The following is a 24,510-nucleotide window of genomic DNA, read 5'->3' on the forward strand; positions in this document are numbered from 1 at the left end:
GGAGGCCCGCCCGGCAGGGTATTTTAGAATGCTCATTTTTAGCCGAACGCGCAGGCTGGGCCCGTACGAGTCGCCGTGGCCGACTGCAATCTGGAGATCGACATGCTGATACCGGTCCTGCTCGCCGGTGGCACCGGGACGCGTCTGTGGCCGCTTTCGCGCCAGAGCCGTCCCAAGCAGTTTCTGGCGCTCACGGGCGACGCCACCCTGCTCGAACAATCGCTTGCACGGGTGCGCCGGTTGCCGGATCTGGGCGAGCCGCTGCTGATCGGCAGCGCAGAACACCGCTTCGTCATGGCCGAGCAGATGCGCGCCGCCGAGATGCCGGGACGCGTGCTGCTGGAGCCGGCGGCACGCAACACCGCGCCGGCGGTCGCGGCCGCCGCGCTGGAGGCGCGTGCGCGCCACGGTGGTGCGGCCGAGCTGCTGGTCATGCCCACCGACCACGCCATCGGCGACAACGATTTGTTCGCCCGCGCCGTGGCGCAGGCGCGGGCGGGCGCGGCCGCCGGGCGGCTGACGCTGTTCGGCGTGACCCCAGACCGGCCCGAGACCGGCTACGGCTACATCCAGGCGGGTGAGACGCTGGCCGAGGGCACGCGCGCGGTGCAGCGTTTCGTGGAAAAGCCCGACGCCGAGCGTGCCGCGGCATATCTGGCGGCGGGCGACTACTTCTGGAACAGCGGCATGTTCCTGTTCACCGCCGACGACTATCTCGACGCGCTGGCCGAATACGCCCCAGAGATCCACGCCGCCGCCAGCCGCGCCCACGCCGAGGCCGAGGCCGACATCGACTTCCTGCGTCTTGATGCCGAGGCGTTCGCCGCCTGCCCGAGCGATTCCATCGACTACGCCGTCATGGAAAAGACCGAGCGTGCGGTCATGGTCGCGCTCGACGCCGGCTGGAACGATCTCGGCAGCTGGTCCGCCGTGGGCCGCGCGGTCGGCGCCGATGCGGCCGGCAACAGCCGCCGCGGCGATGTCTGGCTCGAGGACGCCGAGAACTGCGTCGTGCACAGCGACGGCCGCCTGGTGGCCGCGCTCGGTCTGCGCGACACCCTGGTCGTGGAGACCGCCGAAGCGGTGCTCGTGGCCGACCGCGGCCGCGAACAGGAGATCAAGGGGCTGGTCGAGTCGCTGCGCGCGGCCGGCCGTGCCGAAGCCACGGAATACCGCAAGGCCTATCGGCCCTGGGGCAGCTACGAACAGATCGCCGCCGGGGCGCGTTTCCAGGTCAAGCACATCCGCGTCACGCCGGGCGGCCGGCTGTCGCTGCAGAAGCACCATCACCGGGCCGAGCACTGGGTCGTCGTCCACGGCACCGCCCGGGTGACCTGCGACGGCCGCGAGAGCCTGCTCACCGAGAACCAGTCCACCTACATACCGCTCGGCGCCGTCCATCGGCTGGAAAACCCCGGCAAGGTCGATCTGGACCTCATCGAGGTCCAGTCCGGAAGCTATCTCGGCGAGGACGACATCGTGCGCTTCGACGACGTCTACGGCCGCGCCGATGCCGCGCCCGAGCCCGCCGCGACCGACGGCAAGGAGTCTTCCTGATGGGTCAGTACTATCCGTTCTTCAAGGCCTACGACGTTCGCGCCCGGGTGCCGGACGAGCTCGACGCCGATCTCGCCCGCCGCATCGGCCGGGCCTACGCGGCCGAAATCGGCGCGCGGACCGTGGTCGTCGGCCGCGACATGCGCCTGTCCAGCGCCGAACTGGCCGATGCCCTGATCGAGGGCCTGACCGCCGGCGGCGCCGATGTCCTCGACATCGGCCTCTGCGGCACCGAGGAGGTCTACTACGTCACCTTCAGCCAGGCCACGGACGGCGGCATCATGGTCACCGCCAGCCACAACCCGAAGGATTACAACGGCCTGAAGTTCGTGCGCGAGGGCGCGCGGCCGATCTCCAGCGATACCGGCCTGTTCGATATCGAGAAACGCACCCACGACAACGACTTCCCGACCCCGGCGCGCACCGGCGAGCGCCGCGCGCTGGATCATCGGCCGGGCTACATCGACTTCCTGCTCGGCCAGATCCGCCCCGAGAATCTCAGGCCGCTGCGCATCGTGGCCAACCCGGGCAACGGCTGCGCCGGGCTGATCGTCGAGCCGCTGTCCGAGCGGCTGCCGCTGGAGATCGTGCGCCTGCACTTCGAGCCGGACGGCGAGCTGCCCAACGGCATCCCCAACCCGCTGCTGCCCGAGAACCGCGAGGCCACGGCCGCCGCGGTGCGCGAACACGGCGCCGATTTCGGCGTCGCCTGGGACGGCGACTTCGACCGCTGTTTCTTCTTCGACGAAAACGGCGAGTTCATCGAGGGCTACTACATCGTCGGCCTGATCGCGCAGATGCTGCTGGCCATGAACCCCGGCGAGGCCATCGTCCACGACCCGCGCCTGACCTGGAACACCCTCGCCCAGGTGCGCGAGAACGGCGGCACGCCGGTCCAGTCCAAGTCCGGCCACTCGTTCATGAAACAGGTCATGCGCGAGGCCGACGCCCTCTACGGCGGCGAGATGAGCGCGCACCACTACTTCCGCGACTTCTCCTACGCCGACAACGGCCACATCCCGTGGCTGGTGATGGCGCAGTTGATCTCCGAGTCGGGCAAGCCGTTGTCCACGCTGGTTGCCGAGCGCATCGCGGCCTACCCGGCTTCCGGCGAGATCAATCGCGAGATCGGCGACCCCGACGCCGCCCTGGCCGATCTGGAGCGCCACTACGGCGCGGCCGCCCAGTCCATCGAGCACGTCGACGGCCTGTCCATGGACTTCGGCGAATGGCGCTTCAACGTGCGCAAGTCCAACACCGAGCCGGTGGTCCGCCTCAACGTCGAGACCCGCGGCGACATCGAACTCATGCGCGCGAAGACCGACGAGCTGCTCGCCCGTCTGGCGGCTGCCTGACCGCCATGCGGGATCGTTCGGGGATGGCGCTGCGCGTCGAGGCCGACCGCCTGTACCTGCTGGACCAGTCGCGGCTGCCGCAGGAGCAGCGCTGGCTGGCGATCGACGACGTCGATGCGCTGGTCGAGGCCATCCACGCGCTGCGCACCCGCGGCGCGCCGATGATCGCGATCGCGGCGGCGCTGCTGGTGGCCGTGCGGGCCGAGCGCGGCGACGATCGCGATGCTCTCGCCGAGGCCGTCGCCCGGCTGCGCCGCGCCCGGCCGACCGCGGTCAACCTGATGCACGCCATGGACGCGCTGGCCGACGCACTCGCCGCTCCGGACTGGCGCGCGGCCGTGATCGCGAGCGCCGAGGCGCTGCACGACGGCGACCGCGCGCTCTGCGACGCCCTGGCCGCCCACGGCGCGGCCCTGATCGGCGCCGGGGAGCGCATTCTCACCCACTGCAACACCGGCGGTCTGGCCACGGCCGGCATCGGCACCGCCCTGGGCGTCATCCGGCGCGCGCACGAACAGGACAAGGGCGTTTCGGTATGGGTCGACGAGACCCGGCCGCTGCTGCAGGGCGCGCGCCTGACGGCCTGGGAGCTCGGTGAGCTGGGCGTGCCGTACCTCCTGATCACCGACAGCATGGCCGCCGGGCTGATGGCCGCGGGGCGCGTGGACCGGGTGATCGTCGGCGCCGATCGGATCGCCGCGAACGGTGATGTCGCCAACAAGATCGGCACCTACGGCCTGGCGGTGCTCGCCCGCCACCACGGCGTGCCGTTCGCGGTCGCCGCGCCGCACACCACGCTGGATCCGGCCTGCGCGACCGGCACCGCGATCCCGATCGAACAGCGCGCCGCCGCCGAGGTGCGCGGCGTGACGGGCGCCGCCGGTGAACTGTGCTGGGCGCCCGCCGACGCGCCGGTCGACAACCCGGCCTTCGACGTCACCCCGGCGGCGCTGGTCGACCACTGGGTGCTGGATACGGGCGTATTCGATGCGGCGGCTGTCGCCGCCGGCGCTCTGACCCACGGCGGGGCGGGCCTGCCGGCCGCTGCGCCGGGCTGAGCGCCGCGGAGACCGGTGCTCCGATCGGCCCGCGGCGGCGACGGATCAGCGCGGGCCCGGCGCCTGCGAACGATCGTGGCCCGGATGACGCGAATGCCGGGCCGTGGTGCCGCGTCGTGCGCGCGTCGGCGGGCCGTCGCGGCGTGACCGGAGCGGTTTCCGGCGGCCATTGAATGCGGTTCGAGTTCGAGTCCACGCCCGGTAAGGTCCCGCGGCCGTGTCGTGGGCCGACCACTAGGGTGATCTTCGACGACGGTGTGCGTCGGGGCGTACCGGGGCAAGGTCGCCTCGCCGCCCGGAGGTGTGCCGCGATGGCGATCAGGCCGGAACTGCGCGGGGCCGTGCGGTCGCTGCACTCGGCTGCAGCGCGGACGGGGTGTCGTCCGCTCGACTCGGTGATCGCTGCGGTCTAGGGGCTGTTGATGTCTCGCAGGAGTCCGCGCCCAGCGCTTTTATCCCGCAATACGAGGCGTAGTGCGGCCCCGTGCAGTCACGCTGCACCAGCGTGCTGAAACGCCGGATTGCCGCATCTTGTGAATGTCATGGGCGCCTGTCCCGAAGGATTGGGCCGCCCATTGAACAAGGGTGCGCGCTCGGCGGCGTTGTGAGCCTGGGCCGTGGTACGCCCAGAGCCGGCGGCTCGCGCCTTGGCGGACACGATGTGCGGTCTCCAACGCGGCGCGTACGAAACGTCAACAGGCCCTGGCGTGCGACGGCCGTCCGGCAGGCCGTAGGCTACGTCCGCCACCGGCCGCAGGGGCGGCGGTGCCCCGGTGCGGCGGGTCTCAGAGCAGTTCGATGGCGTCGAAACCGGGCACCCAGGGGTGGGTCTCGCGGCGTTCGGCCCGTTCCGCGGCGGCGTCGTCGCGGGCGATCCAGCAGGTTTGCCAGCCGGCGGCCGCGGCGGCGTCCAGCGCATCGCCGCGGCTGGACAGGAACAGCAGGGCGGCCGGCCGTTCGCCCAGCGCCTCGGCGATCGCCCGGTAGCTGGCCTGGTGCGTGGTCCCGCCCATGCGGGTGTCGAAGTGGCCGCCGAACAGGTCGCCGAGATCGCCGCGGTCGCTGCAGGCGAGCATCAGCCGCTGCACCGGGGCCGGCACCGCGGCATAGACGAACAGCGCCCGGTGATCGTCGGCCCAGGCCTGAAGCCCCGCCGCGGCGTCGGCGTGGATGCGGGCGGCGATGTCGGGGTCGGCCACGCGATTCGAGCCGACGGTCGGGGCGTCCGGGTCGGCGGCCGGCAGCTGCGCGGCGAGCTCGGCCAGCACGCGCTCGACGTCGGCCTCGGGTTCGCCGGCCTGTTCGCGCAGGGCGTCGAGACAGGCGACGACCGCCGGATCGTCCGGATGCGCCCGGACGTAGCGGGGCAGGTCGTCGGCGGCGGTGGTGGCGTCGACCGTGGTACCGACGAGATCGGTGACGATGGCCACCACGTCGGGGCTGGTGTTTTCCGGGTTCATCGGCGCGTTCCGGGCGGGCTCACGGGGCTTCAGGCGCGGGCGCTGGGGCGCTCGGACACGGCCGCGTGCCAGCGCGCGAGATGCGGCCGCTCGTCGCCGATGCGCAGCTTGATCACCCGCGCGAAGTCCACGGCGCAGACGGCGGTGATGTCGGCCACGGTGAAGGCCTCGCCGGCGACATGGCTGTGCTGGGCGAGGTGGCGGTCCATGAAGTCGAACATGGCCGTGGCGCGCTCGAAGCTGATCTCGCCGAACTCGGCCGAGCAGCGTTCGCGGTCCTTGAAGTGGCCGGTGATGTTGCGGAATGCCATGGCGACCGGGAACAGCAGGTTAAGCTCCATGCGCCGGTTCCACATCTCGACCACGGCCCGGTCGCGGGCGTCGCGGCCGAGCAGCGGCGGTTCGGGGTGGAGTTCCTCGAAATAGCGACTGATCGCCATGGAATCGCCGAGGCACAGGCCGTCGTCCAGCTCCAGCGTGGGCACCGTTCCCATGGGATTGCGGCGCCGGTAGTCGTCGCCGAGATTGTCGCCGGCGGCGAGATCGAGCTGCACCATCTCGATACTGTCGAGGTCGATGCCCTTTTCGGCCATGAACATGCGCGCCCGGCGCGGATTCGGGGCCTGCTGGGTGTCGTAGAGCTTCATGTCGGGTCTCCTGGTGGGTGGGTCGTCGCCGCGTTCAGGCCGCGGCGCGGATCTCGCGTTCGCACTGCGCGGCGAGCACGTTGACCGCCTGCCCGAAGCCGGCGAAGCGCTCGTCCTGCGTCTTGCCCTCCACGTAGCGCTTGTAGATCTGCTGGAGGATGGCCGCCAGCCGGAACAGGCCGAACACGCGGTAGAAGGGCCAGTCGTCGATGGCGAAGCCGGTCTTCTCGCGATAGCGGGCGAGCATCTCGTCGCGGGTGAGCATGCCGGGCAGCTGGGTCGGGCCCATGCGGATGTCGATCAGCGGCTGCGGATCGTCGGCCTGCACCCAGTAGGCCATGGAGCAGCCGAAGTCCATCACCGGGTCGCCGACGGTGGCCATCTCCCAGTCGAGCACGCCCACGATCCGGGTCAGGTCCGCGTCGAAGACCACGTTGTCGAGCTTGTAGTCGTTGTGGATGATCGCGCGCCGCTGTACGTCGGGCATGCGCGCGTCGAGCCAGTCCATGATCGTCTCGCAGTCGGCCACGTCGTCGGTGCGGGCGTTGCGATAGCGCTTGTTCCAGCCGCCGATCTGGCGCTCGATGTAGCCCTCGGGGCGGCCGAAGTCGGCCATGCCGGCGGCATCCACGTCGGTGGTGTGCAGCGCGGCCTGCACGTCGAGCAGCTGCTCGCACAGGCGCGCGGCCCCGGCTTTCGAGAGTTCGACGTCGGCGGGCAGGTCGCGGCGCAGGATCACGCCCCGCAGCCGGGCCATGATGTAGAACTCGGCGCCGATCACGGATTCGTCGGTGCAGTGCAGGATCGGCCGCGGCGCCGGGTCGAAGACCGCATGCAGGCGGCTGAGCACGCCGTATTCCCGCCCCATGTCGTGGGCGGAGGCCACGTTGCTGCCGAACGGCGGCCGGCGCAGCACGTACTCGGCGCCGTCGACCACCAGCAGATAGGTCAGGTTCGAGGCGCCGCCCGGGAACTGGCGCACCTCGATGTCGCCGGCGGCCGGGACGAGTTCGGGGGCGTGCTCGCGGCAGTAGGCGGTCAGCGCGGCGGCGTCGAGCGCTTCGCCTTCGCGGACGTCGGTCGCGGAGTCGATATCGGTCATGGTTGCGAGCCTCTCATGGTTCGGCGGTCAGGTGGGCCTCGGCGGCGGCGATCACCATCGCCGCGTAGGCGTCGACGTCCAGACCGCGGTCGCCGTGCTTGCGGCGCTTGAGATACCAGTCCTGCAGCATGGCCTTGATCAGCCCGGCCGCGGGTTCGGGCGCCAGCGCGCGATAGTGGCCGGCCGCCTGGCCGGCGCGGATGATGTCGGCGAGCACGGTCTCGGAGGCGCGCTCCATGGCCATCGCCTCGCGGCGGCGCGGCGCGGCCAGATGGTGGGCCTCCATGTAGAGAAAGAAGAACCAGTCGCGCAGCGCCTCGGTCACGTAGATATGGGCGCGCACCGCCGCCGCCAGCCGCTCGCGGGGGCCGGCGACCTCGGCCAGGGTGTCGTCGAGCACGCGGTGCAGCGTACGCCCGATCTGGCGCTGGACGATCTGGGCCAGCTCGTCCTTGCTGCGGATGTAGGCGTAGAGCCCGCCCAGCGACAGGCCGCTGGCGGTGGCCAGCTCGCGCAGCGTCATGCCCGCGAAGCCGCTGCGATTGGCCAGGCGCAGCATGGCGCCGACGATACGCGCGAGATTGTCGGCCGCCACCGCGGGTTTGCGCACACTGATCGAGTGCTCGCCGCCGGCCACGATCTGTGCGCACAGCGCGGTCGTGGTCAGTTCGTGGCGCTGCGCGAAGCGGCGCAGCGAAGGCACGGGCTCGGACGCGGCGTCGGCGGTCATGGTCAGCGAAAGGTGACCAGCGCGGGATCGCCCGCGGCGTGCTGGGCGGATATGTCGTTGAAGCCGGTCAGACGCCACCCGGCGCGGGTCGAACGCAGGCTGCTGACAGCACCGTTGTGGACCGACCAGTTGAGCTCGAGCGTGCGGGCGGGGCCGGCGTCGGTCGCCGCGGCCACGGCCACCGCGATCGGGCCCCCGGAGGTGAACACCGCGACGCGGGCGTCCCGCGGCTGCTCGCGGTGGAGCCGATCCAGGGCGGCCTGCACGCGGGCCCGGAACGCGTCCCAGCGCTCGCCCACCGCCTCGGCCCGCGGCGCATCGGCGATCCAGGCCCGGGTCACGGCCTCGAAGGTCTTCTGGAACAGCCGCCGATCGCGGGTGATCTCGTCGCGCCGGGCCGCGAGCCCGGCATCGGCCTCGAGCACGCCGGGCAGATAGGCCGTGAACAGCGCTTCGGCGTCGTATTCCGCGAACCCGGGGTCAGTCGTCAGGGTCGGTGCGGAGTCCCAGTGGGCCAAGGCCAGCTCGGCGGTGTGGCGTTGACGCTGCATGCCGCCCGTCAGCGCGGCGTCGACGTGCAGGCCGCGTTCGGCCAGCTGTCGGCCGACCAGCCGCGCCTGGCGTTGTCCGGTCTCCGACAGCCGGTCGTAGTCGTCGGTGCCGAAGCGGGCCTGGCCGTGGCGGATGAGCAGCAACTCGGACATCGGGCGACTATAGGCAGGCCGCCGGCCGCGGTCAACGAAAAACGGACGTTCGTTCGATGGTATGGCCTCGCCGTGAGGCCATACCGAGCGGGCGATGACGGCGAGTCGGTCGGGCGCGGCCCGGACGCCGCCCTGGTGCACGACCGCACCGACAGTGGCCGCGGCTTCAGGCGGAGTCGGGCTAGCGGTACCCGGCGTTTCAGTTCGTTCAAACGTCCGGTGGGTGTGTCACCGGTACGGGCCGCGAGTCGGCCGGGCGCGTGCTCGGCCGCGGCATTTCGGAATCGTACCGCGCTGCGGCCGCCGCTTTGGGTGCTTGAATCCGTGATCGCCTCGTCAAACCTGCCACTCCGGCGTTGGCTCATGGCGGCCTGGGGCGGTGGCCCGTGGGTACGGGCGACCGCCCCAGGCGGCGCTCGCGCGGCACGCCTGGACGGGCGCTCACAAAGACACTGACGGCGGTGGAACCGGCACGTCGCGCGGAAGGTTCACGATGCCGTCGGCCGCATCCGTGGGCCGAGGCCGCCCCGCTCGGCCCGGCCGATTCACGGCCGTGGCCGAGCGGCGGCTGGGCGTTGCGTCGCTGCATGACGCCGGCGTGTCCGGTGCGGAGACGAGCGGAAAGCACTTTACCGCGCCGGGAGCGAATATCGGCACGGGTTCGGTCGTGACGGCTCGCGGTATCGGCTGATACCGGGGCTGTGACGGGTCGCGGCGGTGTCGATGCCCTGCGTGCGTGAGCTGGCCCGGTATGGCGTCCTCACCCCGCATCAGGCCGATGTTGCGATCGGCGTGCCTCGAGCGGCTGCGTTCGCCTCGCGTGCCGACAAGACCGCGGCCCGTCCGGCGGCATGCCGTGCCCGTTCGCTCGAACCGTACGCGGCGAGACACCGGGCCGCGGCCCGTGGCGGGCAGGCGCACGGTTCGCCCGGCGTGATCGCCATCTACGTCGCTACGCCGGCCGCCGTGGGTGCCGCGGCTTCTCGCTTCGGGTTGCGCCTCGGATGAGGCGTGCGCTCACGTGCTGTCTTCCGCGCCGGCGCCGGTTGGCGGACCGAAGTCGGGCGCCCGGGCGGCGGTGTCGATGTCGAAATAGGCCACCATCACGGCGTGGAGCCGGGGATGCGCGGCCGCGAGTGCGCCGCCGCGCTGGAAGAAGGCCTCGACGGCTACGGCGAAGAACTCGGTGGGGTTCTCGGCGCCGTAGACGTCGATCACCGGCGAGCCCTCGGCGCGCAGCCGCTCGAAGGCGTCGCCGAAGGCGCCCGACCAGCCGGCGAAGTCGTGCATCGGCGGTGCGCCCTCCGCTTCGGGGGCGGCGAAGTCCAGCAGGTGCGCGAACTCGTGCAGGACCACGTTGTGATCGGCGCCGGCCAGGGCTTCCTCGATGTCGCGCCATGAGAGGATCACGCGGCCGCCGGCCCAGGCCTCGCCGGAGGCGAGCATGGGCAGATCGTCCACCAGGCCGTGCTCGTCCGGGTCGTCCTGCGGGATGTAGAAGGCGTCCGGATAGACGAGAATCTCCCGCGGCAGGACGAAGTCGCCGGGCTCGGCGCCCAGACAGAGCAGGCTCGCCTGGCCGGCGATCACCCGTTCCATTCCGCGGGTCACGGTGAGGCCGTTGCAGCCGATGAACGACACCTCGGCCAGCAGGCGCGCGCTGTGCTCGAGCAGTCGCTCGCGCTGATCCGCATCCAGCAGGTCGCGCCACGGCAGCGCCGCGACGAGGGCGTCGCGCTCCCGCGCATCCAGATCCGCCGGCGCCCGCCAGCGGCGCCGCAGGTGCGGATAGGCCATAATCAGCGCAGCAATCGCCAGCGCCCCGGCGATGACCAGGATCGCGCCGCCCGCGTTCATGCCGGTGGCCGGGGACTAGGATGGTGGAGGGCGTCACGCACGAGCGGGTCGGGCTGGATCATGTCGTTGCTGTCGATCGTACAGAGCATTTTCGGAACCGTGACGTCCTTCGTCATCTGGTCGGGGCTCGTGTATCTGTTCTACGTGCTGCGCAACCGCAGCCTGGAGCACAAACTGCGGCAGCTCATCCGGCCTTCACGCAGCGACCCCGACGAGGATCGCGTGCACGTCATCTGCGCCAACGGCACCGATGTGCGTGTGACCGTGCGGGACGTGCGCCTGATCACCACCGACGACAACCACATCAGCCTGACCTATCTCGGCGACACCGGCGACGTGATATCGCCGCGCCGGCCCAACGACATCATCGCGCGTCGTCGCAACGGCGTGACCATGAGCGAGGAGAAGGCCGGCCTGATCGAGCGCAACTTCGTCGAACTGCCGGCCCAGACCGCCGGGCTCTGGGCACTGACCGCGGCGCAGGTCGGCCAGGCGGATTCGCGCTTCGCCCAGTGTCTGCTCGTGATCGACTATCCGACTCTGCTCAACACCCGCAAGCTGATGGTGGTCACCGCGACCGACGACATCGTCGCGGCGCTCAACGACGATTTCCGCACCTATCTCGCCGAGCGCGATCTCGGTTAGAGCCTGTTGACGTGCCGTAAGCACGCCGCGTTGGAGGCCGCAAGCCGTGGCTGGCAAGGCGCGGGCCGCCGGCTCTGGGCGTGCCACGACCCCGGCTTGCAACGCCGCCGGACGCGCATCGTTATCGAATGGGCGGCCCAACCCAACCCTTCGGGACACGCGCCGATGGAATTAACAAGAGGCCGCAATCCAGCGTTGCAGCACGCTGGTGCAGCGTGACTGCACGGCGCGCACTACGCCTCGTCTCGCCGAAAAGCTGCGCTTGGCGCGGACGCGGACGAAACCTCAACAGACTCTAGGACGGCTCGTTGGCCACGCCGTGGGGCACGTGGCCGGCGGCGACCCGGCCCGCGGCCCGGCCGATGTGGCTGGCCTGGTCGTCGAAGAAGATGTCGGCGCCGAAGGCCTCCAGGAAGCGTTCCTTGCTCATGCCGCCGAGAAACAGCGCCTCGTCGATCCGGATGTGCCAGGCGCGTAGCGTGCGGATGACGCGCTCGTGCGCGGGGGCGCTGCGCGAGGTCACCAGCGCGGTGCGGATGGGGCAGTCGGCTGGATCGAACTCGCCCTGGATCCGGGTGAGCGCTTCCAGGAACGCCTTGAACGGCCCGCCGGGCAGCGGTTCGTCGGCGGCGCTGGCCTCGCTGGCCGTGAACGCCGCCAGCCCCTGCTCCTTGAAGATGCGTTCGGCGTCGTCCGAGAACAGCACCGCATCCCCGTCGAAGGCGATCCGGAGCGCGCCCTCGCCCCGGTCGAGCGACTGGCCCGGACCGATGGTCGCCGCGGCGCAGCCGGCATTCAGCGCCGCGCGCACGTCGTCCGGATCCGCGGACAGGAACAGATCGGCCCCGAAGGCGCCCACGTAGCGATACGGGGAACTGCCACTGGTGAACGCCGCTCGTGTGATCGGCAGGGCGTGGTGGGCGATGGAGTTGAACACCCGCAGGCCCGTATCGGCACTGTTGCGCGACAGCAGGATCACCTCCACGCGCTCGTGCTCGGCGTCGTTGAGCGCGAGCAGCTTGCGTACCAGGTCGAAGGCCACCCCCGGCGCGAGCACGTCCTCCTCGTGCGCCATCTGGTAGTCGCAGTAGGCCTCGCGGCCGTGCTCCTCGAACACGCGATGGCTGTCCTCGAGGTCGAACAGCGCCCGCGACGAGATCCCGATGACGAGTTTCTGCTTGGGCTGATTCACGGCCGCCAGTGTAGCGTCGCCGGGACGCCGCGCCTATGAGTGGACCGGGACTGGGCCCCGGCCATGGCCCGCGAGTTCATGTCTGCCCCGTGTATGTGCATGATTTGTGCGACATATTTGTGCAGGATTTTTTCGGAAATCTTTGATTCAGGGGCGTGGCACGCGCGTGAAGAATGGGTTACAGTGCTCTGAACCGGATCGTGTTTGGGGCACGATTTGGGGGGTTTATCACAGGGAGAAAATCATGAGCACGACACCGAAGCGCACCACGCGTGTGGGCGCAGCCGTCCGCGGCGTACTGGGTACGACCATCGCCGTACCGCTTTTGTTCTCGGCCATGCCGGCCGCGGCGCAGAGTCAGCAGCAGCAGATGCAGGAGCTGCGTCAGCAGATCCAGGAGCTGCAGGGCCGTTTCAACGACCTGCAGGCCCAGCAGCAGCGCACCGAACGGCGCGCGAAACAGGCCGAACAGGCCGCCGCGGAGACGTCCGCGTCCGATGACGACGTATCCGGCTTCAAGGTGGGCAACACCACCATCGAGCTGACCGGTTACATCAAGGCCGACGCCGTGTACGGCTTCGAGGACGACCACGGCGCTACGCTCGGACCGTCCGACGCCAACCTCACGCTCCGTGACGAAGGCACCGATAGCCCCGGAGATCCGCATCTTGGCGCGACCGTCAAACAGACGCGTCTGAAGCTGTCGACCACCACGCCTACCGCCATCGGCGATGTCGGAAGCTACATCGAGATGGATTTCTACGGGCAACCTTATGATGCCGGCTTCGACGGTGGCCCGGCCCCGCGTGTGCGCCGAGCTTATCTGACATTGGGCAACTGGCTGGTCGGCCGCGACTGGTCCACCTTCTCGGACTTCAACTACGGCACGATGCTCAACTTCTACGGCCCGCAGGCCCAGTTGTTCGAGCGTCAGGCGGTTCTTCGCTATACGTTTGAGCTTCCCGAGAACCAGAGTTTGGACGTTGCTCTCGAAACGCCGGAAGGCGACGGCTTTGATGGCCCGGATGGCACAACGGCCAGTCCCTACACCGGCATCGACGATACCGACGAGCCGGTACCGGACTTCGCGTTCCGCTATAAGAATGCGGTCAGCGACAGCTTCAACTTCCAGATTGCCGGTATTGCCCGCATGCTGCAGGGTGACGTGACCACGGCGAGCGATGGTCAGGGCGACGAAGACCGTGCCTTTGGCTGGGGCTTGGACGCGGGCGCGAGCTGGAGTCTGCCGACCGGCACTACCCTCATGGGCACCGTTTCTGGGGGTGAGGGAATCGGCAAGTACATCTACGCGCCGGCTGGTGGCACCGACGGCTACGTCACTAATGACGGTGACGTTGAAGCACTCAGCCGCTGGGGCTTCATCGGTACGATTTCTCAGGAGTTGGCCGAGAAGTGGACCACCAATCTGGTCTACGGCAAGGCTTATTCCGAGGATCCGGATGACGCTTCCTTCGACACCGATGCTCTCCATGATGAGTCTTCGTCGCTGGCGATCAACCTGCTGTACACGCCGGTGGATCCGTTCACCGTCGGTATCGAGTACAACCACGTGGACTACGAGCGGCAGAACGGCGTCGACGCCGACGCCGACAATATCCAGGCCTCGGCGATCTACAACTTCTAGATCGCAGTCGACCGTCGCGGCGCGACCGCGTCACGAAAAAGCCCCGGTTCGCCGGGGCTTTTTTCGTGGACGGCACTGACCGGTCGCGGCAGGCGTCTGTAGAGTAGCGGCATGACGCGCAAAGGCTCTTCCCGAACCCGTCGCCGCCGGGCGGCCGCCACCCCCGAGGGCGGTGATCCGCTCGCCGAAGGCATGGCGCTGCACCGCGCGGGCCGACTCGAGGCCGCGGAGCGCTGCTACCGCCGTCTGCGGCGTCGCGATGCCGGTTACGGCGAGGCCCTGCGTCTGCGCGCCGTGCTCGCGCATCAGCAGCGACGGCCGGAAGACGCCATCGCACTGCTGCGGCGCGCCGCCGAACAGCAGCCCCGCAATCCGGTGGTGCATCACACGCTGGCGGAGATCCTCCGCGCGGTCGGGCGCGATGCGGAGGCCGTTCCGGCCTATCGACGCGCCCGGGCGCTGGATCCGCAGCGTCATGCCACCGGCATCGATCTCGCCGACACCCTGGCCGCGGTGGGCGAATCCGACGAGGCGCTCGCGGTCTATCGCGCGGTGGCCGAGGCCGCGCCTGGCCACGACGACGCCCACGAACGCATCGCGATGCTCTGTCACGAGCGCGGCGAGCCCGGCGCGGCGCGCGCCGAGCTCGAGCGCTGGCGGGCGGCGGCCGGCTCGGCCGCGGCCACCCGACGGCGTCTGGGGGCGGCGTATGCCGCCATCGGCGCCTACGTGGAGGCGGCGGCGATCCATCGTGCGCAGATCGCCGCGGCGCCCGGGGACGCCGCCGCCTGTGCCGCGCTCGGCGGCGTGCTCCAGAGTCAGGGTGAGTTTGAGGAATCGCGCCGCTGGTTCGAGCGCGCCCTCGATATCGACCCCGGGCTGGGTTGGGTTTATGCCGCGCTGGTTGCCGACCGCGGCTACCGGCTGCCCGCCGAGCGCGAGGCCGCGCTCGGCGCGCGGGTCGAGGCCGAGAATACCGAGCCGACCGCGGGCATGCACATGCACTTCGCCCTCGGTCAGCTGCACGACCGGCGACGCGAGCATGCGCAGGCGTTCGACCATTTCCGGGCCGGCAATCGCCTGCACGCCGCGGCCGCACCCTTCGATCCGGCCACGTTCAGCGACCGCGTCGACCGCATCATCGCCACGTGCAGCCCGACGTTCTTCGCCGAACGCGCCCACCTCGGCGATCCCAGCGAACGGCCGGTCTTCATCGTCGGCATGCCGCGCTCGGGCACCAGCCTGGTCGAGCAGATCATCGCCAGCCATCCACAGGCCCACGGCGCCGGTGAACTGGACGATATCCGCCGCATGGTCCGGGAGCTGCCCGCGCGGCTGGGCACGCGCCGACGCTATCCCGAATGCCTGGCCGATATCGACGCCGCCGGCGCGGGGGCGCTGGCCGAGCGCTATCTGGGCGCGCTCGACGCGCGCGCGCCGGCGGCGGCCCGGGTGACGGACAAGATGCCCTTCAACATGCTCTGGCTGGGACTGATCGCGCTGCTGTTTCCGAACGCCCGCGTGATCTACTGCCGGCGCGACGCGCTGGACAACTGCCTGTCCTGCTATTTCCAGATCTTCAGCCGCGGCCTGCGGTTCGCCTACGATCTGACGCATCTCGGCCACGTGTATCGCGAGCACGAGCGGCTGATGGCGCACTGGCGGCAGGCCCTGCCGTTGACGCTGCACACCGTGGATTACGAGACCCTGGTCGCCGAGGGCGAGGCCGGTATCCGGCGGCTGATCGACTGCGCCGGCCTGCCCTGGGACGATCGCTGCCTGGATTTCCACCGCAGCGAACGCGAGGTGCGCACGGCCAGCGTCTGGCAGGTCCGCCAACCCGTATACGGCTCATCGGTGGCGCGCTGGCGCGCGTACGCGCCCTGGCTGGGGACGCTGCGCGAGGCGCTGGCGCGCTGAAGCCATCCACACCACAGGGGCAGGCACATGACCGCCGTCATCGAGGTCACCGACCGGGGGCTCTACTGTCGCGCCGGGGATTTCCACATCGATCCCTGGCGGCCGGTGCCGCGCGCGCTGATCACCCATGCGCACGCCGATCACGCCCGCAGCGGTCATGGCCGCTACTGGGCCACGGCCGCCTCGGCGCCGATTCTCTACAAGCGCCTGGGCCAGAACATCGATCTTGTGGGTGTCGATTACGGCGAAACCCTCGAGTTCGGCGCCGCGCGGGTGTCGTTTCATCCGGCCGGGCATGTGCTCGGCAGCGCCCAGATCCGGGTCGAGGCGGGCGGCGAAGTCTGGGTCGCCTCCGGCGACTACAAGCGCGACCGCGACCCGACCTGTGCGGCGTTCGAGGTCGTGCCCTGCGATACCTTCATCACCGAGGCGACCTTCGCGCTGCCCGTCTATCGCTGGGCGGATACCGCCGTGGTCGCGGCCGATATCCATGCCTGGTGGCAGGCCAATGCGGCGGCCGGCAAGACCAGCGTGCTGTTCGGCTATTCGCTCGGCAAGGCCCAGCGGCTGCTGGCCGAGCTCACCCGCTATACCGAGGCCACCGTCTATCTGCACGGCGCGCTGGTGCCGCTCACCGGGATCTATCGCGACGCCGGGGTGCACATGCTCCCCACCGAGCCGGTCAGCGCCCAGGGCGCCAGGGCCGATTTCAGCGGCGCGCTGGTCATGGCGCCGCCCTCGGCCGCGGGCTCGCGCTGGATGCGCCGCTTCAAGCGCCACGAGACCGGTTTCGCCTCCGGCTGGATGCGTATCCGCGGCAACCGCCGCCGGCGCGGCTACGATCGTGGCTTCGTGCTTTCCGACCACGCCGACTGGCCGGGCCTGATCGAGACCATCGAACAGACCGGCGCGACGCGCGTGCTCGCCACCCACGGGCGTACCGACGTGCTGGTGGCCTACCTGCGTGAGCGCGGCATCGATGCCGGCCCGCTGGCCACCGAATACGCCGACAGCGCCGAGGACGAGGCCGCGGCCGACTGATCCCGCAGGCGCGTATCCGGTGCGTTATGCTGATATTCGGTAGTGCACGATGCATGAGGCAGCCACCATGGTTCGAGCGAGGTTCGCGACGGGATGGGTCCGGAACAACGCCGCGACGCGTTGCCGCGACGGCATCATCGATGCCCGCGTCGGCCATGTCGGCGATGCCGTGGTCGGCCGGGCCGAGACCGAGCCGGTGCGCCTGCGTCGGGCCGATCGGCTCGACGCGTTCCGGGTCCCGCACGATCCGCCCGGCCCCCATCGGCGGGGGCCGGACGTCGGTTCCCGATGTCGCTCGGCGACGTTCACCGACGACGCAGCGCCGGCCGAGGCCGTCCGCGCGGGCCTCCCGATCCGTGAGCCGCTGTCGACCGTCCATCAGGCCGAGTGCGTCGACCAGTGCTATCTCGGCCGTGTCGGCGGTGTCCGTTGCTAGTGCGTTGTTTTACCTTTGCTCGTGTCGTCAGCGAAACGAGAGGCGGTCGGATACAGGGCACGCCACGCCGCCCGGGGTGGAAACCTCGTTGCAACCACGAAACACCGCGGGTGGTCGGCACCGGTTTCGCTCACGGGGTGCCTGACTCAGGACGCCGGTGTGGCGTCGCAGCCTTGTCGATGGCTAGGCCACCGGCGGCGTGCTGTGCCTGGGTGACTCGGGCAGACTCTGCTGACACGGAATAAGCTACGCCGGGAGCGCCGATTTGGGGGGACGGGCCAGAACGCAAGTCAGCACGCCCGCGGGTACCGGTCGTTCGGCCGATGCCGGCGACGGCCGCGCCCGGGACGAGCGCGAGCGCCTGCAGCTCCAACGCATGGAGCGTTCGCTCGTTCGCGCCTGGCTGGCCGCGCCGTCGGTGCTGGCGCCGGCGGACTACGAATGTCTGCGCTATGCCTTCGGGCTCGCGCGGCTGCACGTCTTCCGACCGGCCGGTCAGCCTCGTGACGTGCGCGTCAACCCGGAGGCCGTCGCCCCGCTTCGCGGCTGGCTGCTCGGCCATCTGCACGACAGCCTGCGCGGCGGCGAGGCGGCCGAGGCCAAGCTTGCCGTCTGTCGCGAGGCTGCCGCCCAGGTCCGCGCCCGGGCGATCGAGCTGCGCCGGCGTCTGCTGGCCGATCACCGGGACGACTTCGACGCCGCCGCACTCGACCGCGAGGCCGGGCGCCGGGCGCTGGTGGTGGTCGCCGGCGGCGGCGGCGGCGCCGGCTACGTCTATGCCGGCGCCTATGCGCGGCTGATGGAGGCGGGACTGATTCCCGACTACATCGTCGGCAACTCGATCGGCGCCATACTCGGGATCTTCCGCGCCCAGCGCCGCCACGGCGACGTCAACGAGTACGTCGAGTTCGCGCGCCGGGTCAAGAACGCCGACATCTTCAGCGCCGTGCGCCGGCGCAGCGAATTCTGCATGCCGGGGCTGCTGCATCTGCATCTGCGGGCGCTGCATCAGCGCATGGCCATCGGCGATCTGCGCCGGCCGCTGCGGCTCGATGAAATGGAGATTCCGCTGGATCTGGTGGTCGCCGGCATCCGCCGCCGGCCCTACGAGCGCCTGCCCTCGGACATCCGCTCGCCGGAGACCGGCATGGCCCGCTGGTTGCCGATGTGGCTGCAGGTCGCCGCCCGCTTCACCCGGCTGCTGCAGTTCTTCAACGCCGACATGGTCGAGCCCATCGTGCTCGGCCGCGACAGCGATACCCGTCAGGTGCACGCCGTGGATGCGGCCGGCTTCTCGGCGGCCGTGCCCAGCATCCTGCAGTACGAGCCGGGCCCCGGCGCCGGCGTGACCCGCGAGATCTTCGCCGAGCTCATGGCGCGGCACGAACTGGCCGCCATCGTCGACGGCGGTGTCGCCGACAACGTGCCGGCGCGCACCGCCTGGCGCGGTGTGGCGGCCGGGCGAGCGGGCACCCGCAACGCCTATTATCTGGCGTTCGACTGTTTCTTCCCGCGAATGGATCCCAAGAACCTCTGGCTGTGGCCGATCATGCAGACCGTACAGATGCAGATGCGGGTCAACCGCGTCTATGCCGACACCATGGTGCGTTTCCAGGAGACGCTCTCGCCGCTCAATATCGTGCCCGGGGGCGACGCGCTCGATCTGTCCGTGGGCTGGGGCTATCAGGAGATGGATCGCCATCTACCGGAAGTGCGTGAAATGCTGCGCCCCGTCTCGCTCGACCGGGCGGCGCCGGCCGCGCGCGCCTCGTGACCATACGCGACGAGGCCCCGAGCCCGGGCGACATCGCAGACGGCCGGCGGACGCCGCGCGAGCGGCTCTACCTGCTGTGGGATTTCTCGATCATCGCGCTGGTCTCGGCCAATCTCGCGCTGATCCTGTTCGATGCCCTGTTCGCCGTGGGCTCGTTCGCCGGGCTGTTCGAGGCGGTCTGGCCGGCCGGCCACCAGTGGTACAAGAGCGCGGTCCACGAGAACTTCGTCACCATCGACCTGGTCTTCGTCGCCATCTTCGTGACCGATGTGCTTGCCGGCTGGGCGCTGGCGATCGCTGAGAAACGCCATTACCGTTGGTATTTCTATCCGTTCGTGCGCTGGTACGACGTGCTCGGCTGCATTCCGGTGGCCGGCTTCCGCATGCTGCGCGTGCTGCGCGTGATCTCGATCGTCGTGCGGCTGCAGCGCCTGGGCGTCATCGATGTCCGTAACTGGGCCGTCTACAAGCACGCGATGATCTACTACGACATCGTGGTCGAAGAGATCTCCGACCGCGTGGTGATCAAGGTGCTCTCCGGCGCGCAGGAGGAGCTTCAGCACGGCGGCAACGAACTCTCGCGCAAGGTCGTGCGCGATGTCGTCCAGCCGCGCCGGCAGCGGCTGGTGCAGTCCGCCAGCACGCATCTGGAGGAGGCGATCGTCAGCGCCTATCAGGCCAACCGAGAGCAGCTGCAGGCCTATGTCGCCGCGGTGGTCAATCGCGGTGTGGAGCAGAACCCGGCGCTGAAGAATCTCGAGCGGGTGCCGATGCTGGGCAGTTTCGTCAGCCAGGCGCTGGACCAGACGATCACCGACACGGTGAACAACGTGCTCGATGAGGCCGTGGCCGGGCTGTCCTCGGAGGATTTCGACGCGCTGGTGCAGAACGTCACCGACAGCGTGATCTCGCGGCTCGTCGACGAGGACATCGCCGAGACCTCCGAGCTGCGCGACGCGATCGTGGAAGTGCTGGATCTGGTCAAGGAACAGGTCGCCGTGCAGCGCTGGCGCGAGCACTTCGAGTAATCTCGGGGGACAACGTCACCGGATGAGAGCCGCCATGCACCACCCTCGCCATCGATCCCGCCGTGCGGTCGCGGCGACCTGCTGCATGCTTCTGGCCCTCGTGCTGGCCGGCTGCGATTGGAGCGAGGAGCTGGGGCTGAGCGGCGACGATGCGGACGAAGCCGACGGCACGCCGCCGGTGGCCGAGACCCGCGTGCCCGGCCTTCGTCTCGTGGCCTCGGAGCGGAGTTTCGACAACAGCTACGATGCGCTGGTCGACGCGATTTCAATCCGGACCACTGTCGGCATCATCGCCGTCGATCATCGCGCGAATGCGGCCGGCGTGACGGGCAGCCTGCGGCCCACCCGCGTGCTCATCTACGATCCGGTCAACCGTACGGCGCCGCTGATCGCGGCCGACCCCAGGGCCGCGCTGGATCTGCCCCCGGCCATGCTCGTCTACCGTGACGGCGCGGACGAGACCGGCATCGCCTACAACAGCGCGGCCTATCTGGCCGCCCGGCACGATCTGGACGATGCCGAGGACGGCGCGCTCGAGGGGTTGGCGGACGAACAGCAGGCGATCGCGGAAGAGGCGGCCGCCGCCGATGTCGAAGACCCCGATTCCGCGGCCGGCATCGGCGAGAGCGAAGGCATCGAACAGCGCGAGAGTGAAGCCGGTTTCGCGGCCACCGTGAATGCGCTCACCGCCGCGATCAACGACGACGCCGATCTCGGGCTGATCGATCGTGTCGATCTGCAGGCGCGGGCCAACAGCACCGGGCGTGCGCTGGACCCGGCCTTCCTGTTCTTCGTCTCCGCGCCCGAGGACGCGACCGCGCTGCTGCGCGGGGCCCAGACCGCCGGCATCGATCTGCCGCTGCGCCTGCTCGTCACCCAGGCCGAGGACGGCACCGTCGCCATCCACTGGAACGATCCCGCCTTCATCGCCGAGCGCCACGGCATCACCGATCGCGACGACAGCGTGGCCGATCTCGCCGAGCGCCTGGAGGCGTTGGCCGACACCGCCGCGGACGCCACGACCGCAGGCGCCGCCGGCAGCGAGCCGCTCTAGCGCCCGTCAATACGGCATGCGGGCCCGCCCCGTCGCTAGGCGCTTCCGGAAAATGGACCCTGGGCGGCAAGACAACGTCGTGCGCGCCGCACAGTCACTTTCCCGCCCGCGTGCAACGGCGCTGCCTGCCGAACCTTGCCAATTCATGGGGCGTTTGGACCCTCGGGTTGGGCTGCCCGTGAAATTATTAACCCGGCGCCAAAACAGCTGAATCATCAGCTGTTTTCAACGCGCTTAAAAATAGAGGCCGGCGCAATTTTGTTCTCTACTTTCAAGCGCTTCGCGGCCTATGGCCGCTGCGAGCACGCTAGCGCATGCTTGCTCTATCAACCCGGCATGAACTTATTTTCGTGCCGGGTTGATAACCATGGGTGCCCGGCAGCGTTGCACGTGTTGATCATGGTGCGCTGCGATCGGCAACTCGCGCCTTGTGGAACACGAGGTGCGGTCTCCAACGCGGCGTTCGCATGGCGTGTTGAAGGCCTCCGTCCGTATTCCCGTGAGCGGCGCTGCGGATCGCTCGGGGGCTCACCAGCGCGCGCGGTAGCCGCGGGCGTCGATGTGCACGAACGGCCCGTGGTGGGCATTGGCCGGGTAGGCGCTCAGGCCGCCGATCAGCTCGGGATGGGCCGCGTTCACGGTTTCCACGAGATCCGCCAGCCAGGCCGCATCGCGGGTATCGACGGTGCCGTCGCCGTTGAGGTCGTCCATGCGGTCGTCGCCGTCGGCGTCCACGTAGATGTCGGCGGCGCCGCCGAACAGATGTCGGCTGTAGCGGGTGGTGTTGCCGATGTCGGCGTTGTACCAGGGCGTGCGGTAGCCGCTCATCACGGTGATGGTGTCGAGGGGAAAGCCGGCCTCGGCGAGTGCGCCGTGCAGGCGTTCGAGCTTGTCCAGCAGTCGCGGCTGCACCAGCACGTACTTCGGCCAGTGCTCCGGCTGCTGATGGCAGAGAAACTGGTCAAGCCGGAAATGCGGCGACAGGCGGGTATCGCGGTTGGCGGGCGTCACCCGGATCAGCCCCGCCGGCGGCGCCGTGTCGGGCCGCCCGGCCTGGGGTTGCGGTTCGTAGCGGCCGATGCGAAAGCCGTCCAGCGTGCGTCGCGCGTGATCCACCGGCGTCTTGACGAAGACGTTGAGGCGTACCTCCGCGGTGCCGCCCTCCGCGTGCACCACCAGCGGGTAGAGGCCGGGCCGCTCGGGGGCGCGCCAGCGCCAGGCGCGGCTGCCGGGCACGCCGGTGATGCGACCGCGGCCGCCGGTCTGCAGCACGGCCGCCTGGCCGGCGGCCAGGCCCGTCGCCCGGATGGGCAGCGTCCGGCCGGGCATGACGAAGGCGGCGAGGACATCGCCGCCTTCGCGCTGGTCGCCGGCGTGCACGGTGAAGCGCGAGGGCGGCGCGTCCCGGGCCTCGGCCGCGGGCGCGATCGCCGCGCCCGCGACGAGCGCGAGCACCAGGCACAGTGTCCGCACCCGATGCATCGGCCGGCCTAGGCCGCCTCGGCGGCCTGGTCGGACGACGGCACAGTCGTCGCGGCCTGACGCAGGGCCTCGTCAACGCGGCGGTCGTGTTCGTAGAGATCGGGCCGGAACTGGACGCCCTCGTCGGTGACGAAGGCGGTCCAGTACATCAGATAGACCGGGATCGACTCGGCCAGATCCACGCGTTTGCGCGAGCCCTCGTGCAGGGCGTCGTCGATGCGCCCGGCGTCCCAGTCCGGCCGGCCGTCCAGCACAAAGGCGGCGAGATCGTCCGGCCGGGCGACGCGCACGCAGCCGTGGCTGAAGGCGCGCTCGGTACGGGAGAACAGACGTTCGGCCGGGCTGTCGTGGAGATAAACCGCGTATTCGTTCGGAAACATGAACTTGACGAGGCCGAGCGCGTTCCGCGCGCCGGCACGCTGGCGGATGAACAGTTCGCCGGCCTCGACCTGTGTGAGGCGTTCCTTACTGGGCTCCAATGGGGTCGCGTTCGGCCCGAAGGCGCGCACGATCTCGTAGCGGTTGGCCTCGAGATAGCCCGGCTCGGCCCGGGCCTCCGGCACGATCTCCTCGGCCGCGATGCCACGCGGCACGTTCCAGTAGGGCCGGAAGATCACGTACTGCATCCGGTCCGAGAACACGGGCGTCGCGCGGTCGTTGTAGGTCTCGCCGACCACCACCTTCATCGTGAGCGCGGGACGGCCGTCCTCGAAGGCGCGCAGCCGGTATTCGGGAATGTTGACCATGATGTAGCGTTCGCCGAGATCGCCCGGCAGCCAGCGCCAGCGCTCCAGGTTGATCTCGATGTCGCGGACCCGCCGCGTCGCCGGCACGTTGAGCGCGGCGAGCGTCTGTTCGCCTACGCGGCCGTCCACGGCCAGGCCGTGGCGGCGCTGGAAACGCTCGACCGCCGCGGCCAGGGCGTCGTCATAGCGCGGTGCGCGCGTTTCCGCTTCGGTGGCGGTGTCGGTCGATGCGGCCGTTGGCGAGTCGTCGTCGGGCGCCGGTGCTGTGTTGTCGCCGGACGGCAGATCCCCCGTCAGGCGCAGGCGTTCGCGCAGCGTGTTCACGCGGGCGTCGCGTACGCCGGGCTCCAGCAGCGGCCCCTCGGGCAGGGTGGGCCAGCCGCCGTCGTCGGCGATGGCGCGATAGTCGGCGAGCGCCTTGACCAGGCGCGTATAGCCGTCGTGCGGCGGGCGCAGTTCGGACAGCGCGGCATCCACATTGCCGTTCACGGCGGCGTGCTCGAGCGCGCCGACGTAGTCGGCCGGCGGCAGATCCTCGTACCAGCGGGGCCGCAGGTCGCCGGTTTCGACCCGGCCTTCGTGCAGGTCGGCGGCGTACTGCACGAACACGCGGCTGAGGGCGATGTCGAGTGCCGCGCGGTCGGCCGCGCTCAGGGTCTCGGGATCGGTGCGGGCCGCCTCCGCGCGCCGCGCCAGGGCATCGGCGCGGTAGTCGGCGGCGATCAGGCCCTGCCGATCCGCGCGCGCGACAGCCGCCAGCAGAGCCTCGACCGCCTCTCGCGGGCGACCCTCGGCGTCGAGCCAGGCGGGCGCGTGATCGTGCGCGGCGTAGTAGTCCGCCAGCGCCGCGTCAACGGTGGCCTCCGATAGCGCGCGCGTGCGCTCGCGGATCGCCCGCGCGGTGGCCGCGCCGGCCTGCGGCTCGGCGGCCTCGGAGGCCGTGTCGCTGGAATCCGTCCGGTCCCGGGCCGTGCGTTCGGCGTCCGTGCGTTCGGGTGCGCCGCCGCAGGCCGCGGTCATGAGAATGAGTCCGGCCATCAGGCCGTTGCGTGCCGATTTCACGTGATGTGTCTTTGT

General features: G+C 70.1%; 20 protein-coding genes. 11 read left to right on the top strand and 9 right to left on the bottom strand.

Annotation, left to right across the window (positions count from 1 at the left end; translation table 11 throughout):
- Window positions 1-102: 102 nt before the first annotated feature.
- The 3 genes from SAOR_RS16505 to mtnA are packed head-to-tail and all read left to right on the top strand — an operon-like array spanning window position 103 to window position 3,970.
- Window positions 103-1,557: a mannose-1-phosphate guanylyltransferase/mannose-6-phosphate isomerase gene (locus SAOR_RS16505; protein WP_123632420.1), complete on the top strand. Its 1,455-nt coding sequence runs from the start codon at window positions 103-105 to the stop codon at window positions 1,555-1,557.
- A complete protein-coding gene (locus tag SAOR_RS16510; protein ID WP_123632382.1) occupies window positions 1,557-2,912 on the top strand; it encodes a phosphohexomutase domain-containing protein in 1,356 nt (451 codons plus the stop codon). Before SAOR_RS16505 ends, SAOR_RS16510 begins: the two co-directional genes overlap by 1 nt.
- 5 nt (window positions 2,913-2,917) lie before the next feature.
- Window positions 2,918-3,970 carry an S-methyl-5-thioribose-1-phosphate isomerase gene (gene mtnA / locus SAOR_RS16515; protein WP_123632383.1) on the top strand — a complete coding sequence of 351 codons (1,053 nt, stop codon included), beginning with the start codon at window positions 2,918-2,920 and terminating at the stop codon, window positions 3,968-3,970.
- A gap of 785 nt (window positions 3,971-4,755) precedes the next feature.
- Here the strand turns inward: mtnA and SAOR_RS16520 are convergent.
- The 6 genes from SAOR_RS16520 to SAOR_RS16545 form a co-directional block, all read right to left on the bottom strand.
- Complete coding sequence (locus tag SAOR_RS16520; protein ID WP_123632384.1) at window positions 4,756-5,430, bottom strand: HAD family hydrolase; 675 nt, start codon at window positions 5,428-5,430, stop codon at window positions 4,756-4,758.
- A 29-nt stretch (window positions 5,431-5,459) separates the two neighbouring features.
- The gene (locus tag SAOR_RS16525) at window positions 5,460-6,077 is read right to left on the bottom strand and encodes a glutathione S-transferase family protein (protein ID WP_123632385.1); all 618 of its coding nucleotides are present in this window, start codon (window positions 6,075-6,077) and stop codon (window positions 5,460-5,462) included.
- A gap of 34 nt (window positions 6,078-6,111) precedes the next feature.
- Window positions 6,112-7,179, bottom strand: a complete 1,068-nt coding sequence (locus tag SAOR_RS16530; RefSeq protein WP_123591968.1) for a phosphotransferase family protein — start codon at window positions 7,177-7,179, stop codon at window positions 6,112-6,114.
- A gap of 13 nt (window positions 7,180-7,192) precedes the next feature.
- Window positions 7,193-7,909, bottom strand: a complete 717-nt coding sequence (locus tag SAOR_RS16535) for a TetR/AcrR family transcriptional regulator (RefSeq protein WP_123632386.1) — start codon at window positions 7,907-7,909, stop codon at window positions 7,193-7,195.
- A 2-nt stretch (window positions 7,910-7,911) separates the two neighbouring features.
- Window positions 7,912-8,613, bottom strand: coding sequence for a histidine phosphatase family protein (locus tag SAOR_RS16540; RefSeq protein ID WP_123632387.1), 702 nt, complete (start codon window positions 8,611-8,613; stop codon window positions 7,912-7,914).
- A gap of 1,017 nt (window positions 8,614-9,630) precedes the next feature.
- Window positions 9,631-10,470 carry a M90 family metallopeptidase gene (locus SAOR_RS16545; protein ID WP_123632388.1) on the bottom strand — a complete coding sequence of 280 codons (840 nt, stop codon included), beginning with the start codon at window positions 10,468-10,470 and terminating at the stop codon, window positions 9,631-9,633.
- Window positions 10,471-10,536: 66 nt separating this feature from the next.
- Here SAOR_RS16545 and SAOR_RS16550 point away from each other — a divergent pair, with 66 nt between their 5' ends.
- Window positions 10,537-11,115 carry a hypothetical protein gene (locus SAOR_RS16550; RefSeq protein ID WP_185015747.1) on the top strand — a complete coding sequence of 193 codons (579 nt, stop codon included), beginning with the start codon at window positions 10,537-10,539 and terminating at the stop codon, window positions 11,113-11,115.
- Window positions 11,116-11,410: 295 nt separating this feature from the next.
- On the opposite strand, the gene SAOR_RS16555 is transcribed toward SAOR_RS16550, so the two are convergent.
- The gene (locus SAOR_RS16555; protein WP_123591963.1) at window positions 11,411-12,307 is read right to left on the bottom strand and encodes a 5'-nucleotidase; all 897 of its coding nucleotides are present in this window, start codon (window positions 12,305-12,307) and stop codon (window positions 11,411-11,413) included.
- A 244-nt stretch (window positions 12,308-12,551) separates the two neighbouring features.
- Here SAOR_RS16555 and SAOR_RS16560 point away from each other — a divergent pair, with 244 nt between their 5' ends.
- The 7 genes from SAOR_RS16560 to SAOR_RS16590 all read left to right on the top strand — a co-directional run bounded on the left by SAOR_RS16560 (window position 12,552) and on the right by SAOR_RS16590 (window position 21,205).
- Window positions 12,552-13,952: a DcaP family trimeric outer membrane transporter gene (locus tag SAOR_RS16560; RefSeq protein WP_123632389.1), complete on the top strand. Its 1,401-nt coding sequence runs from the start codon at window positions 12,552-12,554 to the stop codon at window positions 13,950-13,952.
- A 111-nt stretch (window positions 13,953-14,063) separates the two neighbouring features.
- Complete coding sequence (locus SAOR_RS16565; RefSeq protein WP_123632390.1) at window positions 14,064-15,872, top strand: tetratricopeptide repeat-containing sulfotransferase family protein; 1,809 nt, start codon at window positions 14,064-14,066, stop codon at window positions 15,870-15,872.
- Between the two features lie 27 nt (window positions 15,873-15,899).
- Window positions 15,900-16,913: a ligase-associated DNA damage response exonuclease gene (locus SAOR_RS16570; protein ID WP_123632391.1), complete on the top strand. Its 1,014-nt coding sequence runs from the start codon at window positions 15,900-15,902 to the stop codon at window positions 16,911-16,913.
- Between the two features lie 67 nt (window positions 16,914-16,980).
- Window positions 16,981-17,349 (top strand): hypothetical protein, encoded by a 369-nt coding sequence (locus SAOR_RS16575; protein WP_123591548.1) that lies wholly within the window; start codon window positions 16,981-16,983, stop codon window positions 17,347-17,349.
- A gap of 265 nt (window positions 17,350-17,614) precedes the next feature.
- Entirely contained in the window at window positions 17,615-19,123 is a 1,509-nt protein-coding gene (locus SAOR_RS16580; protein ID WP_245965519.1) for a patatin-like phospholipase family protein, read from the top strand.
- Window positions 19,120-20,151, top strand: a complete 1,032-nt coding sequence (locus SAOR_RS16585) for an ion transporter (RefSeq protein WP_123632392.1) — start codon at window positions 19,120-19,122, stop codon at window positions 20,149-20,151. Before SAOR_RS16580 ends, SAOR_RS16585 begins: the two co-directional genes overlap by 4 nt.
- A gap of 85 nt (window positions 20,152-20,236) precedes the next feature.
- The gene (locus SAOR_RS16590; protein ID WP_184947644.1) at window positions 20,237-21,205 is read left to right on the top strand and encodes a DUF302 domain-containing protein; all 969 of its coding nucleotides are present in this window, start codon (window positions 20,237-20,239) and stop codon (window positions 21,203-21,205) included.
- A gap of 528 nt (window positions 21,206-21,733) precedes the next feature.
- Here the strand turns inward: SAOR_RS16590 and SAOR_RS16595 are convergent.
- Both SAOR_RS16595 and SAOR_RS16600 read right to left on the bottom strand, forming a co-directional pair.
- Window positions 21,734-22,678, bottom strand: a complete 945-nt coding sequence (locus SAOR_RS16595; protein WP_245965520.1) for a D-Ala-D-Ala carboxypeptidase family metallohydrolase — start codon at window positions 22,676-22,678, stop codon at window positions 21,734-21,736.
- 17 nt (window positions 22,679-22,695) lie between these two features.
- Window positions 22,696-24,495, bottom strand: a complete 1,800-nt coding sequence (locus SAOR_RS16600) for a L,D-transpeptidase family protein (protein ID WP_245965521.1) — start codon at window positions 24,493-24,495, stop codon at window positions 22,696-22,698.
- Window positions 24,496-24,510 lie beyond the last annotated feature (15 nt).

The sequence above is a fragment of the Salinisphaera orenii subsp. orenii MK-B5 genome (assembly GCF_003788635.1).
GTDB classification, from domain to species: domain Bacteria; phylum Pseudomonadota; class Gammaproteobacteria; order Nevskiales; family Salinisphaeraceae; genus Salinisphaera; species Salinisphaera orenii.

Excerpts from the sequence above, each read along its gene's own strand:
- SAOR_RS16575 (WP_123591548.1), top strand. The coding sequence starts at position 16,981 with ATGGTTCGAGCGAGGTTCGCGACGGGATGGGTCCGGAACAACGCCGCG.
- SAOR_RS16535 (WP_123632386.1), bottom strand. The coding sequence starts at position 7,909 with ATGACCGCCGACGCCGCGTCCGAGCCCGTGCCTTCGCTGCGCCGCTTC.
- SAOR_RS16520 (WP_123632384.1), bottom strand. The coding sequence starts at position 5,430 with ATGAACCCGGAAAACACCAGCCCCGACGTGGTGGCCATCGTCACCGAT.
- SAOR_RS16565 (WP_123632390.1), top strand. The coding sequence starts at position 14,064 with ATGACGCGCAAAGGCTCTTCCCGAACCCGTCGCCGCCGGGCGGCCGCC.
- mtnA (WP_123632383.1), top strand. The coding sequence starts at position 2,918 with ATGCGGGATCGTTCGGGGATGGCGCTGCGCGTCGAGGCCGACCGCCTG.
- SAOR_RS16525 (WP_123632385.1), bottom strand. The coding sequence starts at position 6,077 with ATGAAGCTCTACGACACCCAGCAGGCCCCGAATCCGCGCCGGGCGCGC.
- SAOR_RS16505 (WP_123632420.1), top strand. The coding sequence starts at position 103 with ATGCTGATACCGGTCCTGCTCGCCGGTGGCACCGGGACGCGTCTGTGG.
- SAOR_RS16545 (WP_123632388.1), bottom strand. The coding sequence starts at position 10,470 with ATGAACGCGGGCGGCGCGATCCTGGTCATCGCCGGGGCGCTGGCGATT.
- SAOR_RS16530 (WP_123591968.1), bottom strand. The coding sequence starts at position 7,179 with ATGACCGATATCGACTCCGCGACCGACGTCCGCGAAGGCGAAGCGCTC.
- SAOR_RS16570 (WP_123632391.1), top strand. The coding sequence starts at position 15,900 with ATGACCGCCGTCATCGAGGTCACCGACCGGGGGCTCTACTGTCGCGCC.
- SAOR_RS16510 (WP_123632382.1), top strand. The coding sequence starts at position 1,557 with ATGGGTCAGTACTATCCGTTCTTCAAGGCCTACGACGTTCGCGCCCGG.
- SAOR_RS16590 (WP_184947644.1), top strand. The coding sequence starts at position 20,237 with ATGCTTCTGGCCCTCGTGCTGGCCGGCTGCGATTGGAGCGAGGAGCTG.
- SAOR_RS16540 (WP_123632387.1), bottom strand. The coding sequence starts at position 8,613 with ATGTCCGAGTTGCTGCTCATCCGCCACGGCCAGGCCCGCTTCGGCACC.
- SAOR_RS16560 (WP_123632389.1), top strand. The coding sequence starts at position 12,552 with ATGAGCACGACACCGAAGCGCACCACGCGTGTGGGCGCAGCCGTCCGC.